This is a genomic window from Pseudomonas sp. KU26590, from assembly GCF_026153515.1.
Lineage (GTDB): Bacteria > Pseudomonadota > Gammaproteobacteria > Pseudomonadales > Pseudomonadaceae > Aquipseudomonas.
In genome coordinates this window covers 5,242,673-5,259,870 of record NZ_CP110644.1, presented here as the reverse complement: position 1 = coordinate 5,259,870, position 17,198 = coordinate 5,242,673, and the positions used below count along the sequence as shown (strand labels likewise).

Sequence of the window (17,198 nt, the reverse complement as noted above, 5' to 3'; positions counted from 1 at the left end):
AGGAGTGAGCATGAACACCCAAGCCCTGAAAGAAACCGCCAAGGCGTTGGTCAAGGGAGGCAAGGGATTGCTGGCCATGGATGAAAGCACCCCGACCTGTAACCGACGTTTCGCTTCGTTGGGTATACCTCAGACGGATGATGCCCGGCGTGCCTATCGAGAGCTTCTTGTGACCACGCCGACCCTTGGCGAGTACATCAACGGTGCGATTCTCTACGATGAAACCATTCGTCAGGTGACCCATGACGGTATCCCGTTCACCCAGGCCCTGAATGACGCGGGTGTGATGCCCGGCATCAAGGTGGACATGGGCGCAACAGAGTTGGCGGGGCATCCTGGCGAGAAAATCACCGAGGGTCTGGACGGGTTGCGCAGTCGGCTTCAGGCGTACGTAAAACAGGGCGCGCGGTTTGCCAAGTGGCGTGCGGTGATGACGCCAGGCCCCGATATTCCCAGCCATGGCTGCATCCAGGCCAATGCCCATGCGTTGGCCCGGTATGCGGCGTTATGTCAGGAGGCAGGGCTGGTCCCGATCATCGAGCCAGAAGTGTTGATGGACGGTGACCAGACGCTGACGCAGTGCGCCGCCGTGACGCAGGAGGTTCTACGTTCAGTCTTTGAACAGCTGCATGTCCAGCGGGTGCTTCTGGAAGGGATGTTGCTCAAACCTAACATGGTACTTCCCGGCCTTGCCTGCACCACACCGGCAAGCGTGAGCGACGTCAGTGAAGCCACCGTCAGTTGTCTCCTGCGAACCGTACCCGCGGCAGTACCGGGGATCGTTTTCTTGTCAGGGGGGCAGACGGCAGAGCTGGCTTCTGCCCGATTGAATGACATGAATGCGAGGTTCACGTCACAGCTGCCTTGGGCGCTGGCGTTTTCGTTTGCCAGGGCTATTCAGCAACCGGCGATGGAGATATGGAAGGGTGATCCCGACAATGTGAAGAAAGCCCAACAGGCCTTGCTGCACCGGCTCAGGTGCAACCACGCCGCGTGCCGCGGTGAATACGATGCCGATCTTGAAGCGCTGAGGGGATGAACGCGACTCCGCGCCTGGCTTTGAGCCTTTATCTGATCAGGCAGGGTGAGACGCCATGGACGAAATCTCGACAGCACACCGGCCACACGGATATTGCGATTCAGCCGTCAGATGGCGCGTCGCGTCGCCCGCCACTGTGGCCCCAGCGGCTATTGGGAGACTGAGACGATCACCGTTGATATCAGAACCTGAGCCTGCCAATGCTCGGGGACCCCACTCCAAATGCGCCAGGCCGTTGCGGCTTTCTGATCCAGATCAATACCGCCTCTGCGGGGCGGATCAGACTGACGCCACTTGATTCGTCTTGATCGGAACCACGCTCAAACGGATTTCGAGTCATTACCGGAGCGCAAAATGAACGATCAACCGTTGGCTTTGCTCCTGGTCCTCAACGCGGGGTCCTCCAGCATCAAGTTCTCGTTGTACGACGCAGCCGAAACTGCGGTGGGCCTGCAGTGCGTTGGCAATGGCACCTTCGAGGTGCGTGAAGACACCGAGCGTTTGATCTTCTGTCACAGCAGCCACGACGCGCAAAAACGCGAAGAATGGCCGCGTAACGATTCTTCACCCGACAGCGGAACACTGTTCAATCTGATGGACTGGATCGAACGTCACATGGGCGGCGAGATTTGCGCCGCCGCGCACCGGATCGTTCACGGCGGGAACCGCCGCGAAGTGGCCATGCGCATCAATGCCTCGATAATGGATGAGATGAACGCGCTTATCCCGGTTGCTCCCTTGCATCAGCCGATATGCCTGGCACCGATCAGGTACCTGACGCGCGAACATCCAGACATTCCACAGTTCGCCTGTTTCGATACGGCGTTTCACCAGAGCCTGGACCCTCTTGAAACGCGCTTCGGACTGCCTTTGGCGCTGACCGAACAAGGCCTTCGCCGCTACGGCTTTCACGGCTTGTCGTACGAGTACATCGCCAGCGTACTCCCTGAGTACGATCAGCGAGCAGCCAATGGACGGACGATCGTCGCTCACCTGGGTAACGGCGCAAGCCTTTGCGCCATGCAGGACCGGGTCAGCCGCGCTACGACGATGGGCTTTAGCACGCTGGACGGCGTGCTGATGGGGACGCGCCCTGGACGACTTGATCCCGGGCTTTTGCTTTACCTGCTGCGCGAGCGCGGCATGACCGCGCAGGCGTTGGAACACATGCTGTATCACCAGTGCGGATTGCTCGGTGTGTCCGGTGGAATCGGCAGTGACATGCGCGCACTTTCTGCCAGTCAGGCCCCGGAGGCTAAAGACGCCATCAGGTTGTTCGTGCGCAGCGTGGTTCGTGAAATAGGCAGCCTGGCCGCTGTACTGGGCGGCGTGGATGCACTGGTCTTCACCGGCGGCATCGGCGAGCACTCGGTGCAGGTGCGCAACGCCATTATTGAGGGCTGCGCCTGGCTTGGCCTGGAGCACAACGGGTCTGATCCGGCTGAGCCTATAGCACGACTGTCTTCAGTTGGCAGCCGTGTCTCGGCATGGGTAATCCCCACGGACGAGAACGCTGTCATCGCCCGCCATGCCTTGGGGTTACTGCACGGCGGCGCTTGAAATCATCGTTCACGGAACCTGCGAAGGGCACGACTTGCGCATTCAACGATGCCTGGGCCGAGCGCTTTCCTGGCCGCTGTATTGTCTACCGAAAGGATCAACGCCATGAACAGACTGAAAATCGCCGCAAGCCCTGGCGCTCGAACCAGCTTTCTCACGGACCGCGAAGTCGTGGCCTTTAGTGCCACCGACTTGACCGACATCGCTGCGGTGGTGGTCACGGCGGCTGACTGGCGGGAGGGTCGGGTGGACGATATCAGTCGATCAGGTTTCGACATCCCGGTCTTTTTTGCGGTAGAGCAGCACGATGAGTTAACGCGCGAAGCCATCGCCGACATCGAAAAGGTACTGCTGCAGATCAGCGGAGTATTTGATCTGGGGGCCGATAATGCCGAGTTTTATGGCCACAAGCTGGAGCGAGCGGCGTCGTTGTACGAAGAGGCCTTGTTGCCCCCGTTTTTCGGCGCGCTCAAACACTATGTCGAACGCGGTAATTCAACCTTCGCCTGCCCGGGCCACCAGGGCGGTCAGTTCTTTCGCAAGCATCCGGCGGGTCGGCAGTTTTTTGATTTCTTTGGAGAAGCGCTGTTTCGAGCCGACCGCTGTAATGCGGACGTTGAAATGGGCGATCTGCTGATCCATGAGGGCGCGGCACTGGAAGCGCAAAAACATGCCGCAAGGGTCTTCAATGCCGACAAGACTTACTTCGTCCTCAACGGCACGTCGACCTCCAACAAGGTGGTCACTCAAGCGCTGCTCACCCCTGGCGACGTCGTCCTGTTCGATCGAAACAACCATAAGTCTATTCACCAGGGCGCGTTGTTTCAGGCAGGGGCGACACCGCTTTATCTGGAAACCGCCCGTAACCCCTATGGCCTCATCGGAGGGATTGATTCGCATTGTTTCGAAGAAGCTTACCTGCGTGAGCAACTGCGACTGGTCGCCCCCGCCAAGGCCGATGATGAACGGCCGTTCCGACTCGCAATCATTCAATTGGGCACCTACGACGGTACGGTCTACAACGCCCGACAAGTCATCGACCGCATTGGTCATTTGTGTGACTACATTCTGTTCGACTCAGCCTGGTTGGGCTACGAGCAGTTCATTCCGATGATGAGAGATTGCTCGCCGTTGCTGTTGGAGTTGGGCGCGGACGATCCCGGAATTTTTGTTACCCAGTCCATTCATAAGCAGCAGGCAGGCTTCTCTCAAGCCTCGCAGATTCATAAGAAGGATCGCCACATCAAGGGGCAGGCGCGGTACTGCAATCACTTGCGCCTGAACAACGCCTTCATGGCCCAGGCATCGACTAGCCCGTTCTACCCGTTGTTCGCTTGCCTGGATGTCAACGCCCGCATGCACAGTGGTCGTAGTGGTCATCGATTGTGGGACGAATGTGTTCGAGCCGGCATCGAGGCGCGCAAGCTGATGCTGGACAACTGCACTCTGGTCAAGCCATTCGTTCCTCCCACGATCGATGGCCGCTACTGGCAGGATTACCCCACCGACGAAATCGCCAAAGACCTGAAGTTTTTCCGCTACCACCCTGGGGAGCGTTGGCACGCATTCGAAGGCTATACCGAGAATCAATATTTCATTGATCCCTGCAAGTTGCTGTTCACAACGCCCGGTATTGATGCAGAGACAGGCCAGTACATGGACTTCGGCATTCACGCCGGGGTCCTGGCGACTTTCCTGCGCCAGTACGAAATCATCCCGGAGAAGAACGACCTCAACACCATTCTGTTTCTGCTTACGCCTGCCGAAGGCAAGGCAAAAATGGAGCATCTGGTGGCGCAGATCGGCCGTTTCGAACGCTTCATCAAGGACGACGCACCCTTGGCAGTGGTGCTTCCGGGCGTCTACAACGCGCACTTGGCGCGCTACCACGATTACAGTATTCGTCAGTTGTGCCAGGAAATGCATTCGCTGTACGCACACCACGACGTCAAGCAGTTACAGAAAGACATGTTCCGTAAGGCCGGTATGCCCGTCGTCGCCATGGACCCGCGGGAAGCCAACCTTGAGTTCGTGCGGGGCAGGGTAGAGCTGATCCCTCTGGAAGAGGCGCGTGGACGCGTGGCTGCAGAAGGCGCACTGCCTTATCCCCCAGGGGTGCTGTGTGTCGTGCCGGGCGAAATCTGGGGCGGCGCAGTGCTCGACTATTTCCTGGCGCTCCAGGATGTGATCAACCGTTTTCCGGGATTCAACCCCGAGCTTCAGGGGGTTTACCTGCGCACCGAGGAAGACGGCCGCATCCGGGCCTACGGCCATGTCATCAGGCCATAAGCATCACCCGGCGAACAGGCGGCATCCCGCATAGCCCCTTGATAACACCTCACGCCTTGCCGAACACCACGTCCAGGGACATCGAGTCAGTGTGCCGCATAGGGTTGCTGCCTTGGCCCAGGGTGTCGTCATTCGGATGCTGATAGGTCATTCCAGTGCCCAGCTCGTTGGTCAGGAACTCGCCCCCCTGCTTCATCTTGTCCGTGGACCCGTCGTACCATCCGGCGATGGTCTTGTTCCCGGCGGAGTCGAGCGTAGTGATGCTGTCAGGGGCTTTGTCAGCAATACTTTGCTTGTCGCCCACTTCAAAACCTTTGCCATCGGTGGCATGAATCGCAGCGTTGCGGCCATCAATGTCGCTGGTATTGATGAAGCCGTTGTAGAACTCAAGGCGGCTCGCATCAGGCTTGTAGTTGCCCTGCGCGTCAGCCTGTTTGAGCAGGCCCGTCGTGTCTGCCTCGTACTTCATGGTCCCTTTTTGCCCAGGCTCCAGTGACAATTCACCTACCAGCTTTTCATTTTTGTCGAACTGACCAATCTTTATCGCATGGTCTTGAGTATTGGTGATATTGAGCGAGTAAGGGCCACTGCCAGCGGTGGCGGCGTCGCCTACCGCGCTATTCTTGCCTACGGGCTCAGGCGCGGCTGCGGGCTTGGATGCAGCCAGAGTGTCTGTCGCAGATGTGGATGCCTGAGGCCCCGCTGATGATGCTTGGGCCACGCCTGGCGCAGCTGCCTGTTGAGACGCAGCGTTTTCAGTCATCGGCTGGCCAGGCTGGGAGACTGCCGCCGACTTGCCTTGGGGCGAGCTGCCGTTACCTTGGGAGGACGCGCCCGTATCGCTCCGGTTTTGCTGCATGAATTGTGCGAGCGCCTGCATTATCTGCTCGACCAGGTTACGTACCGATGCAGCAAGGTCTTGATCGGTGGAGTTGGCCCCGCGCTCGCCTGAGGTCACACGGCTGTCACTGATCTGCGCCGAAGTCCCCCCAAAGTTCACCGATTGCGCACCGGCACCGGGCGAACTACCGAAATCGATTCCTCCGCCCGCTTGCCGTTGATCAGCGAAACGCCTTTGCGGCGAGCCAAAATCATTGCTTTGCAAGCCAACGCCCTGATCAACAGGTCCTGCCACTTTCATCGACATACGTCACCCGCTCTGGATTCTATAGGGCTTGTGTGGCCCCTGAGCCGCTTTGGTTCCGTCGTCCCAACCCATTGGTCCGAGGCACCTTCCTTCTTTTTTGCAGAAAGAGGAACTGGGCTACCGCCTTGGCATCCTCTAACTGCAGTTGTTACCAGTTAAGAGAATCGTATGGGCCATCGAAAACTCCCAACTCCCTCGCTCTCACATTCCAGAGGGGGAGGCAATGGAAAAACCAGTACCACTTAAGTCTAGACGTCGAGCTGGGCAGCGGCAGTAGGATGGCGGGGCTTGCTCACCCGGTAGCGGCTAATGGCTGAGAAAGCCTCCTGTGTATAGGGGTTCTACAGGTAAAGAACGGCACTTTGCGGACCTGTCCCTCTCAGGCTGTCGTACTGACCATCGAACCTGAAGTGCTTCCACCGGAATTTTGTACCAGTTGAAGCAAAGAGGCCGTTGCTGTCTCTAGAGCAGAAGAGGTCGCCGCCACCTGTGATTGAGCTGCTCCCACGGACGCAGCGTTAGCTTGCTCGTCTTGCCGACTTGCTTGCGCCTTAGCCAAGGCTTGCCGTTGCTGCTGAAGTTGCTTTTGCAGCTCGGCAATTTGCTTCTTCAACTGCTCGATGGCACTTGATGAATTGCTGCTACTCCCAGTATCTCCGGTACTGCCGGAAGCCGAGGCTTTCGTCTGATTGGTTTCGCTGCTCTCCACTGCGGTTTCGCTATCATTCTTGGACGAAACCGTGCCAATGGCCGTCGATTCAGAGGTACGAATATTAAGGGTTTTGGACATGCTTGATAGGCTATTCATATAAGTTCTTTTTGATGTTGGAAAAATCTGTCGACGCCGTTACTTCAGGTTCAGACAGGATCGATGGGTCGGTTCGTTTCAATTGATCTGTCCATGGGTAACTTTCCAGGTCAAAAGATGTTAATGACTATTACGGGCAGCGGTCCCTTGCTTAGGCTGCGGCTGGGGACCCCTGTACCATTAGCGCGGGTAGGTTTCTGACGATATAATCTGGAAAAATAGCGATTTTCTGTGATAAGCAGCAGGCGGCGTAGACTTCATGTCTTATATAAAAATTTCCTATAGCTTGAATCGTGAAACCAGTGTTTGCAAGTGAACGCCTAGCCTAGCCAGTTCGGCGCTGGACGCCGCTGTTTCGTGACTGGCTTCAGCCGTCTGGTCCGAGATGGCGCGGACATTGACGATGCTACGGTTAATATCCTCTGCCACTGTTGCCTGTTGCTCTGCTGCTGCGGCAATCTGCTGGTTCATTTCTTCTATAGAACTGACCGAGTGACTGATATGGTTCAGCGATACGCCCGCCTGGTGAGTGAGCTCCACGCTATTGTGACTGAGCGTTCTGGTGGTATACAGAATGGTGGCTACGTCCTCAGTGCTTTGATGTAATTGCGTAATAAGTTGCTCTATCTCTTCTGTAGAAGTGTGGGTGCGCTGAGCCAGGCCTCTAACTTCTTCCGCCACTACGGCAAATCCTCGCCCCAACTCTCCTGCGCGAGCTGCTTCAATCGCTGCGTTCAAAGCGAGTAGGTTCGTCTGTTGAGCGACAGACTTTATGACTACCAAAACTCCGCCGATTTGGTTGCTTTGGTGTTTTAGATGTTCCATGGCGCCTGTGCAGTCCGTCATCTTTTCTGCCAACTGTGCCATCGTCTCAACAACGTCTTTCACAATCTGATCCCCCTCCCTCGATTCTTTAGCCGCACTGATCGCTGCGGTCGAGCCCGCTTGCGCATTGCGGGCAACCTCGTCCACCGTCGACGTCATCTCGTGCATGGCAGCCGCAACCATGTCCGTTTCAACTTTCTGTCCAGTGACACCAGCGCTGGTCTGGTCTGTTACCACAGACAACTCCTCGGCAGCGCTGGCGATTTGGGTCACGCCGTCGCGCAACTCAGCCACCAGAGCGTGCAAATTGACTGTCATTTCTTGCAGGCCGACCTGCACTTGACCAAACTCATCACGGCGCGTTATATCCACCCGCTCTGTCAAGTCACCCGCCGCCACGCGTCGCACTGAAGCAATAAGTCTAAACAAGGGCGTTGTAATGAGCTTATATAGGATGAGCGCTGCAGCGACACCCATGATAAAAGCCAGAAGCGTAGAAAAAATTAGCGACTGTTCAACCCAAGCCACATCGGCCATGCGGAAGTTATTTTGGTTGATGTACAGGGTGGCGCAGACTTTCGAGACCTTTTCCAAGTCGCTTTCGAGGGTCTGCCGAATCGGGGCCAATGAATCCAGGCTGTCCGACATTTTCAGTAATTGCGTCTCCAGCCCTGCGATAGCTGGATTGATCACAGAAGGGATATGCGATGCTGCTCCCGCATCATTTGTCTGCCCCAGCCCCGCTTGCACAGTTCTCATTGACTCACGAAGACGGCGCTCATCGGCTGCGCTGGCGGTCGTTATATAAGCTCTCAAATCAGAGAGCATCTCGGCATAGCGCAGCGGAAAGGCATTTACGCTATTGCCAGAGCTTTTGTCGACCGGCGCGGTCGGCGCAGCAGCTGAAATCTGCACTGGAGGGACCATACCTTCATATAGCGAACGCAGCGTTGCTCGCTCCGCCTCGAGGACCTTGGCGGTGCTCAGATAACGGGCAAGGCTGTCTGTATAATCACTGGCAGCTTCTTTTGCTTTTATGACCAAGGGTGCGTTTATTGCTGAGATGAATACTGAAGGTAAATAAGCGGTGTGAGCCCTCAGTTTTTCTGCCGTCTCTTGCCAGTTATTAGCGTCTGGAAACTGTTGCTGACGGTTGGCTACCGCATAGGCGATTTTTAAGTCACGAGTCAACTCGTTGAGTTTGGCTATGTCAGCGAGCCTGTCGTATCGACGGCTCAACGACTGGTTGCCTTGCCACCCTACATAGGCTATCGCCAGCGAAAGCACAATAAGCAGGCCAAAGCCGGTAATCAGCTTGGGCTTGATCTTGGCATTGTAAAAAAAACTATCGAAAAGCCTTATCATTCTGCTGCCTTAATTAATACTTGGGCATCACGATGTGTGCCCGGACAGTGTATACATCGGTCGGTATTAAGTTAGCTAGATCGCTTTACGCTACAAGTAGATGAGCGGTATCTGCTCCAGCATCTATGCATTAATGTTCTTTCTTTTTTTAACACTGGCGGCAGGCAGCATTGGTCAGCCTTTATTATTCTACGTTTCCAGTGGGAATTGCTTTCACTTATCGCGGCCGGCATTGCGAGTTTCACAATGCCGACATCGCACGCTGCCCAGTGCCCCGCAACCGTAATGTTCCTATATTCCAGTCCTATAAACGTGACGCGTATGCTTTATGTAGCTTGCCGTTGATTTCATAAAGACTTTGCATTGCCCTTGCTGCGAGATTTAAAGTTTTTTGGGCCGAGGCGGCCTGGCGTTGAAATGGCTGCAGCTGCTGAACGCTCGGGATCAACGTGTCGGACACACAGTCATTAGTGTCCGATAACCCGCTTCGCCACCTCTACCCTGAGCACATTGTTGGCAGCCGTAACATAAATCCAGCTTCCCTGTGCACTTGAGCAGAACGTCAGGTTACTCGTGTCCTTGGCATCCACCAGCAGTTTGCCCAGCAGCTTCCCCGCAGACGAAAACACCTGAATCCCTTCTTTACTGCTGCTCCACACGTTCCCGAGTGCGTCCACTTTGATACCGTCAGGAATGCCGGACTCGATGTTGGCGAACAACTTGCCGTTGATCAGGTGGCGATCGCGGACCTGATACACCATGATGCGGTGCGCGAGGTTCTTGTTGGTGAAATCATGCGCCAACTGAGAGTCAGCCACATACAGCAGTTGCTGATCTGGGGAGAAGGCCAAGCCATTGGGCGAATGGACTTCGGGCGTGTCGAGACGGGTGATCTGGCCGGTGTCCGGGCCGTAGCGATATAGAAACTCACCGCCTTGCTCCGGTGTGCCGCCGTTACCTTCACTCTTGCTTAGCACCCCAAAGGTGGGATCCGAAAACCACAAATTGCCGTTTTTATCCGCCACCACATCGTTCGGGCTGTTCAAGCGCTTACCTTGGTAGGTATCTACCAGCGTACGCCACTCACCGTTACTTTCCTGTCGCACAATGCCGCGCTTGCCATGAGAGGCTGCGACCACAAGACCTTGACCGTCAAGTGTATGTCCATTTTGATAGTCAGCCGGTTCCAGCCAAGTGGACACGCCGGTCCTCACCTGCCAGTTGTTGACCTTGTTGGATTTGATGTCGCTCCATATGACATGGCCATCGGCTAGGCAAAGCGGGCCTTCGGCCCACTTCGCTTGATCGGTCAGCAGCTCGACGCGAGCCCCGGCGGCAACCAGTTGGCTGAACTCCGGGTCGGAGACGACTTGCTGGACAGGTGCGACAGCGCCGGTTGCCCCTGCATGGGGTGCGGTCAGAAGCGCACTGCTCAGTAGCCACGAAGATGGGCGCATAAAAAGTTTTCGCAAGGTCGGGCTCATGGCATGGGTCTGTATGAAATTAGTAGGAACAGCTGCCGTTGGTGCGTTTGTCAGCCGCACCCGGTTTCAACTTGATAATTAGTTGCACATTGGGCTCATCACCCACCGTACGGGTGAGGTGGCCGACACGCTCGTCATCAGGACGAGGTCGAGACCGGGTGTCGGCATTGAATTGCATCTCCCCAGGACCTTGGACAAGCACGGTGCCGTCGGTGGTTTCAACAGACCATTTGCCCTGCAGGGTAATTACCCACTGTGGCCCAGGCGCGTGGTGCCAGCTGCCGACATAACCGGGGGGTAACACGGCGTAGGCGATGCTCTCAATATCATCAGGTGAGACGCCGATCCATTGCGGCGCGGCCGGAGGTGCATAGCTCTTGAATTCCAGGCCCTCAATGCGGCAGTGGCCCACATGTGTAGCGCCTTTCTCGTCGGCCCACAGCGTGGCATATGAAATAGGCGGTTGAAGTTGACCATTGCTGTTCGTTGTTTGCGAAGACTCTTTGGATACCGACCCTACAGTGGCATTGGCGCTGCCTGTACCAGCGCATACGGCTGCGCATGCCAACGCTAGTGGATACAGAGGTTTCATCAAAATACTCCATCTATGTAAACGTTCCGAATTAACCGGGGCACAGCGCATCTCACTCTCACTTTAGATGGGGCGACCAGCGTTGCAGCAAATCCCGTCGTATGACTTCGATCACCCACATCCACAGCAGGTGCCCGAACGTTTCAGACATCCACTCTTCTGGAGGAAGGTCCCAGAGCGGTGGCGCCCAGTGAAACACCGGGAGGATCACTCCGTGAAAGCCAACGGTGACCAACAGACCGAAGCCAACGCCTTGCCACAAGGCGGCACGCGGATACCTGATTACGAGCAGGCAATAGAGCATGGCAAAGACGATGGAAAATCCATGATGAATTAGGCCGCTTCCGTAATTGATGACGTGCTGGGAATATTCGTAAGTGAGCTGTTGAGCATCGATACCGATGGAGTTAAGCATTTCCAGCGGAGGGAGAGATCGACCTGGGGCGCGAGGGGGCATAGGAATTTCTGTACCCCACTTGATGAAGCTGGAAACGTTGCCGCCAATGAAACCGGCCAGTGCAGCTGCACCATAGTCACGAGCGTTCAAGACAGAATCCTTTATTCAGGGACCAGACCGAAACGAATCTTTTGGTCTTCACTGACCAATTATGTCCAAGTCAAATAAGTATGTAACATACTATTTTGATGGCTTATTGATACTAAGAAGGTATCGGATGATTGATTTGAGGTTGATGCGCCAGTACGTAGCGGTTGCCGAAACTCTGAATTTCCGCAAGGCCGCGCAGCGCTTGAACATGTCACAGCCACCCCTGAGTGTGGCGATTCGCCGCTTGGAAGAATGCCTTGGCGTACAGCTGTTGCAGCGTAGTACGCGTGCCACTCAGTTAACCCCGGCAGGTGTTGTATTTTTGGTTGAGGCCCGTCAGACCTTGTTGCAAGCCGAGCGTGCGTGTGAGATGGCGCGTCGTTCTGCTGCGGGGATGATCGGAACCATTCGCTTGGGCTTCGTCGACAGTATCGTCGACGGCTTGCTGCCAGAGCTGCTGCGGCGTTACCACGCTGAGAACCCGAACGTCGACATCCAGCTGCAAGAGGCCACTCCGCCAGAACAACTGGACGGCCTGCGCGATGACCGGCTTGATGTGGGTATTCTGGTGCTGCCGGTCATGGAACCGAGGAATATCCACATCGAGCCACTATTCGAAGACCGGATGGTGGCGGTATTGCCGCAGGACCATCCTTTGGCACACGACCCGTGCATAGCGCTGACGGCGTTGGCCGATCAACCATGGATACTGTTCGCTGCGCACCATGGCCCTGGCATGCATTCGCGCATTTTGTCGGCTTGCGCGACCGCAGGTTTCACTCCCCGGGTAGTACAAAAGCCTCGTCAAATGCAGACCACCGCCGGACTAGTAGCCGGCGGGGTCGGTGTGGCGCTCATGCCGAACAGCTATGCCCGCCGTCAACCTGGCCGGCTCGCGGTTCGAGAACTCATAGGGCCAGGGACTCCTGTTCCTTATGTGCTGGCGCTGGCCTATCGCGAGTTGTCTCCGTGTGGGAAGTCCCTGCGCGATGAAGCAATGAAATTGGTTCAGTCTCCAGAATTCCACTTATAACTCGTGTGCTGCTGCTCTACAGCAGGAAAAGCGGGTTGGCCGCCAAATTCAAAACAAATGTTGATGAGGCCATCCGTGACGTGCCCGATGCGCCAGCCACTGCCCTTACCGACCGACGCCTACCCCCCGCGCTTCAGTCTCCTCGACCACAGCCGATACAGAGAAAAGCTGCAGCGTATGCACGCATGTGCCCAGCGACCCTTTCCAGTGAGCCAAATGATGAACCCATTGAACCTCTTCAATCGATCCCGTGCCCATCGCCATGAAGCGATCAGCATCAATTGCACCGGTGGCGAACTGGAAGGTGCCTTGGCAGGCGTGCGTTCAGTTCCCGTTCTGGTGACGGGTTTCGTTTCTCCGCATCTGGACATCGACCAAATTGCCGCGCGCATCAAGCAGCGCTTCCCTGACAGTGCGCTCAGCCTGTGCACCACGTCTGGTGAGCTGTGCAACAGTGCGACTGGTTTGTACTGCGCGACCGGGGATCGTTGGGACCGCATCGTCCTGCAACTCTTCGAGCACAGCGTGATTGCATCAGCCGAAGTGGTGATGGTGCCGCTGGAGTGCGAAGACATCCGCAGCGGCGGCAAGCGCATGGAGATGCGTGAGCGCATTGAAAAACTGATCAACAACATCAAGCGTGTGCAGGTCAGCACGGCCATCGACCACCGCGACACCCTGGCCTACGTGGTGTTCGACGGCTTGTCGGCGTCCGAATCGTTTTTCATGGAAGCGCTCTACGAGTCCGGGCGTTTTCCCTGCCTCTTTGTAGGAGGCTCGGCCGGCGGCAAGTCGGATTTCAAGAAGACGCTGATTCACGACGGCAAGCGCAGCTATCAGAATCATGCACAAATTGTCTTCATCAAGACGGCCGCCGACATACGGTTCGGCGTGTTCAAAAGTCAGAACTTCCAACCGGCCGGGCTGACCTTCAGTGTGCTGACGGCTTCGGTCGAAGACCGCACTATCGACCAGGTGATCGACAGCAAGGGCAACATCATGAGCATGGTGCAGGCGCTGTGTAACGCCTTCAATTGTGATGCTCAAGCCCTGGAGAAGAACCTCGCGGATTATTCCTTCGCCATCCGGGTAGGCAGCGAGTTGTTTGTGCGTTCTATCGCGCGCATCGACCATGCGCAGCAGATCATTCAGCTGTTCTGCGACGTGGCCCCCGGCGAAGAGCTGGTGATGGTCAAGCGTACCCCTTTGCGCGAAGCCACCCGCGTGGATTACGAGCAATTCCTGCGCGGCAAAGGCGGGCAGCCCGTCGCGGCGATCCTCAACGACTGCATCTTGCGTCGGGCCAACAACAGCAAGGACCTGGGCAGCATGACCGGATTGTTCGGTGACGTGCCCCTGGTGGGGTTCTCGACCTTCGGCGAAATCCTCGGCCTGAACCTGAACCAGACGCTTACGGCGATCTTTTTCTTCCGGGTGGCGAAGGGCGCGTCGTTCACCGATGAGTATGTGGATAATTTCATTGCTCACTATGGCGAATTCAAAGCGTTTTTCCTGCGCCGCCAGCTCAAGAAGATGGTGGGTTTGAATCATGTCATCGTGAAGCAGATCGAGGCGTTCAAGCTCAACGATTTCAACAACGCGCTGGACACCCGTGGGCTGGATACCAAAGTTCTGCCTGTGTTCGAGGGCCTCGCCGCACTGGGTCAGGTCCTTGCCCACGCCGGCCAGCAGCAGGAAGAGATGTCCACGCAAATCAAGCACTACTCCGGCGAGTTGCACCTGTCGATGGACGATCTGGCCGGCACGATTGACCAGCAGAACACCGTGTCGACGAACGCCGGCAACACCGTCGTAGCACTGGTCAGCCAGGCGGACGAAGCGGTGGTCGGCGCACGAGCCCTCGCGGAATCGAGCCTGCGCATCCAGTCCATCGTGCAGGTGATTCAACAGATCGCCGGCCAGACCAATCTGCTGGCGCTCAACGCTGCGATAGAGGCCGCGCGGGCAGGGGATCTGGGCCGAGGATTCGCCGTGGTCGCCGACGAGGTGCGTAAACTGGCGGAAATCACCCGCAAGAACGCGGCAGAAATTGGCGTGGACATCGACCTGCTCTCCAGCGAGATCCAGCGGGTGGCGCAGCAGATCGAGGACCAGTCAACCGGCGTCGGCGCACTGCGCGAAATGCTCGACTCTCTGGAACACTCGAACCAGGCCACCGAAGGCACGGCGCGGCGCACTAAAGCCATCGCCGATACCTTGACCGGCTTGACCCACGCCAGGTCTTGATCCCCAAAGTGTGTCCAGCCGTCCGGAGCGCCTTGAGAGTGATTCCATTGGAGCCGTCAGGCCATTATCCCCATCGCGCGCAGCGTGGCGGGATCAATGATCGAGCAGGCGACTAATTTTTCACAGACTTGATCCAGGTCTCTCCGGCAGGCGGCCAGCGCCGGCATCATACTTTCCAATTCGTCTGGCATGAGTCGTTCGAGTTCTTCGTTCGCTGACCTCAGTTCATCCAATGAACAACCCAGGCGGCCCAGCGCGTATTGGTAGTGCGCCTCAACGGCATCATTTAATTTCTGGGTTGATTGTTCCAGTTCGAATATCTCGTTGGCGATGAAGAGGTTTTGATGTTTCCATGAAATGTCCAGCGCCGTGGCCTTGATGCTGGATATATTTTCATTATGTTCCAGAAGTTTCGTATCGATTCCAGTGCGGATGGCTAAGATGTTATTCGCGATCTTGATGCATTTTGAGACATTGAACTGATACGCTATAAACACAAGACTGCCTGCGCTCATGAATGACTTACCCCCAAGCTTGATTAACGCTAAATCAACACTATCACGCCGTCTGGGAGATCAGTTGCAACGCACAAGACACTCTTCGTTTTTTACAGGTTCTGTTCGTTTTCATGAGGTGGCGACACACATCCAGTGAACGTGACGGATGAACGCCACAGGTTCTTCGTTTGAGAAGACTGCGGTCTGGGCTTGGACTGCTTGGACTGCTTGGACTGTTTGGATGGTGGACGCTGTCATACACCCAGGCGCGGGCAGAGTGGGCAGACGAAGGCTCTCTAAGCCTCCCGATCGCCTCCAGGCCAAGTAAGTTTCGTGTCAAAAGCGTTACACATGAATCCAGCAACGTCTGTCTGGGCTGGAACGCGTAGCCATGAAGCGATTACTCGTTGACGCACGTACGTTCCCTTTACAATAATGCCATAGTGGCGTTATAGAATTGCAGTGTTTCGCATCGAAGGACTCGATAGCGGTAAAGAAGTCCTTGGCTCACGTCGCAGTACGTCATAGGCCGAGATGATAGGTTTAGTTATGACTGAATTTTCCTTGTCTAAAGTTCATTTCGAAGATGAAGAAGAGCTGTGGTCCTACTACGACAAGTGCGGATTATCGCCTGCGTTAAATTTTTCAGGCGGCGGGCGATTGGACTATCGAAAGATTACCTACTCCCTGGGAGACATGTTTGTATGCTCGACGTCTAGCCGGTCCGGTTGGGGCTTTGAAAAGCAGCAGAGTACGGACGTGTACTTCGTCTCCTTCACGCACCAAGGTCAATCGACATGGGAAATGAACAAGCAGGGACGTGTTCATGCATCAGGGCAACTCTGCATCATCGATAGCTCACGGCTGGTTGAAGGCCAGTTTTCTCCAGGCACGTATACAGACACCGTCATGATAGAAGCAGACCTGGTCTCTCGCCAACTGGAAGGCGCGCGAGGCTTTGGGGAGTTTGACAGAGTAGAGTTCAAACCATTACTGCCCTCCACCGCATCACCCTGGAATGGATTGAACGCGATTATCAACTGTATCCGAAGCAGCGTGAATAGTGAGGGAGGGGTGGATTCGCCGCTCGCCGTTTCTTACTTGAAGCAGGCGCTGATCGCAACGATCATAGACACGATACCTCATAATTTTACGAGTAAGATTGAAGCCCAGAAAAAATCATTTGTTCCTCGGCATGTATCAAAAGCAATTGACTATATCCACGCCCACGCCAAGGAAGACGTACTGATTGCCGATCTTGCAAAGTACGCATCCACCAGCGTACGGAATATCCAGCTTGGGTTCAGAGCTTACAAGAACACCACGCCCATGCAATACCTCAGGCGAGTAAGGTTGGAGTGCGCTCGAAACGAGTTGATGAATGAGAACATTCGTCTGTCTTGGCAAGGCATCGCTCTGAATTGGGGGTTTTCGGATGCCGGGCTGTTTTCAAAGTATTACAAAGACCACTATGGAGAAAGTCCCTTCCAGACGCAAAGTAAGATAAAAGGGCCTCTTCGTTAGGTTTCTGAATAACTATCGCCGTAATTAATAAAGCACACGCAGGTGCAAGTTGACTCTTCAGTCTGACCAGAAATTAATGGCGGGGCCGCGTGCACCGGCCACACCATGCGCCCTCGATGTGGTCATCAGGCGAAGTACGCTTTCATAACGCGATGACTTCCGGCGTGGGAGTCATTGTTCATTGCACCCTGTTGGAGGCGGGGGTTTCTTTTTTCAGCAGATTCCGGCGAATTACCGGCTA

Annotated in this window: 12 protein-coding genes and 1 pseudogene; 6 read left to right on the top strand and 7 right to left on the bottom strand. The window is 55.8% G+C overall.

Translation table 11 applies throughout. The annotated features are described in order from the left end of the window. Nucleotides 1–10: 10 nt before the first annotated feature. From OKW98_RS23365 to OKW98_RS23355, 3 genes are all read left to right on the top strand, one after another. Entirely contained in the window at nucleotides 11–1,039 is a 1,029-nt protein-coding gene (locus tag OKW98_RS23365) for a class I fructose-bisphosphate aldolase (protein WP_265386864.1), read from the top strand. A gap of 354 nt (nucleotides 1,040–1,393) precedes the next feature. Beyond that, nucleotides 1,394–2,599: an acetate/propionate family kinase gene (locus tag OKW98_RS23360; protein WP_265386863.1), complete on the top strand. Its 1,206-nt coding sequence runs from the start codon at nucleotides 1,394–1,396 to the stop codon at nucleotides 2,597–2,599. Between the two features lie 105 nt (nucleotides 2,600–2,704). Beyond that, nucleotides 2,705–4,888: an ornithine decarboxylase gene (locus tag OKW98_RS23355; RefSeq protein WP_265386862.1), complete on the top strand. Its 2,184-nt coding sequence runs from the start codon at nucleotides 2,705–2,707 to the stop codon at nucleotides 4,886–4,888. Nucleotides 4,889–4,937: 49 nt separating this feature from the next. On the opposite strand, the gene OKW98_RS23350 is transcribed toward OKW98_RS23355, so the two are convergent. The 6 genes and pseudogenes from OKW98_RS23350 to OKW98_RS23325 form a co-directional block, all read right to left on the bottom strand. Further along, entirely contained in the window at nucleotides 4,938–6,035 is a 1,098-nt protein-coding gene (locus OKW98_RS23350; RefSeq protein WP_265386861.1) for a hypothetical protein, read from the bottom strand. Between the two features lie 379 nt (nucleotides 6,036–6,414). Further along, a complete protein-coding gene (locus OKW98_RS23345; RefSeq protein WP_265386860.1) occupies nucleotides 6,415–6,843 on the bottom strand; it encodes a hypothetical protein in 429 nt (142 codons plus the stop codon). A gap of 279 nt (nucleotides 6,844–7,122) precedes the next feature. Further along, nucleotides 7,123–8,223: pseudogene (locus tag OKW98_RS27700) on the bottom strand (methyl-accepting chemotaxis protein); the annotation flags it as partial. Nucleotides 8,224–9,500: 1,277 nt separating this feature from the next. Further along, nucleotides 9,501–10,517, bottom strand: a complete 1,017-nt coding sequence (locus OKW98_RS23335) for an SMP-30/gluconolactonase/LRE family protein (protein ID WP_265386858.1) — start codon at nucleotides 10,515–10,517, stop codon at nucleotides 9,501–9,503. A gap of 19 nt (nucleotides 10,518–10,536) precedes the next feature. Then, on the bottom strand, nucleotides 10,537–11,109 hold the full coding sequence (locus tag OKW98_RS23330; RefSeq protein WP_265386857.1) for a hypothetical protein: 573 nt from the start codon (nucleotides 11,107–11,109) through the stop codon (nucleotides 10,537–10,539). 58 nt (nucleotides 11,110–11,167) lie between these two features. Further along, complete coding sequence (locus OKW98_RS23325) at nucleotides 11,168–11,656, bottom strand: YagU family protein (protein ID WP_265386856.1); 489 nt, start codon at nucleotides 11,654–11,656, stop codon at nucleotides 11,168–11,170. Between the two features lie 127 nt (nucleotides 11,657–11,783). Here OKW98_RS23325 and OKW98_RS23320 point away from each other — a divergent pair, with 127 nt between their 5' ends. Then, complete coding sequence (locus OKW98_RS23320) at nucleotides 11,784–12,689, top strand: LysR family transcriptional regulator (RefSeq protein WP_265386855.1); 906 nt, start codon at nucleotides 11,784–11,786, stop codon at nucleotides 12,687–12,689. 219 nt (nucleotides 12,690–12,908) lie between these two features. Next, nucleotides 12,909–14,936, top strand: a complete 2,028-nt coding sequence (locus tag OKW98_RS23315) for an FIST N-terminal domain-containing protein (RefSeq protein ID WP_265386854.1) — start codon at nucleotides 12,909–12,911, stop codon at nucleotides 14,934–14,936. A 56-nt stretch (nucleotides 14,937–14,992) separates the two neighbouring features. On the opposite strand, the gene OKW98_RS23310 is transcribed toward OKW98_RS23315, so the two are convergent. Further along, the gene (locus tag OKW98_RS23310) at nucleotides 14,993–15,451 is read right to left on the bottom strand and encodes a hypothetical protein (RefSeq protein ID WP_265386853.1); all 459 of its coding nucleotides are present in this window, start codon (nucleotides 15,449–15,451) and stop codon (nucleotides 14,993–14,995) included. A 531-nt stretch (nucleotides 15,452–15,982) separates the two neighbouring features. Here OKW98_RS23310 and OKW98_RS23305 point away from each other — a divergent pair. Then, the gene (locus OKW98_RS23305) at nucleotides 15,983–16,957 is read left to right on the top strand and encodes an AraC family transcriptional regulator (protein ID WP_265386852.1); all 975 of its coding nucleotides are present in this window, start codon (nucleotides 15,983–15,985) and stop codon (nucleotides 16,955–16,957) included. Nucleotides 16,958–17,198: the final 241 nt, after the last annotated feature.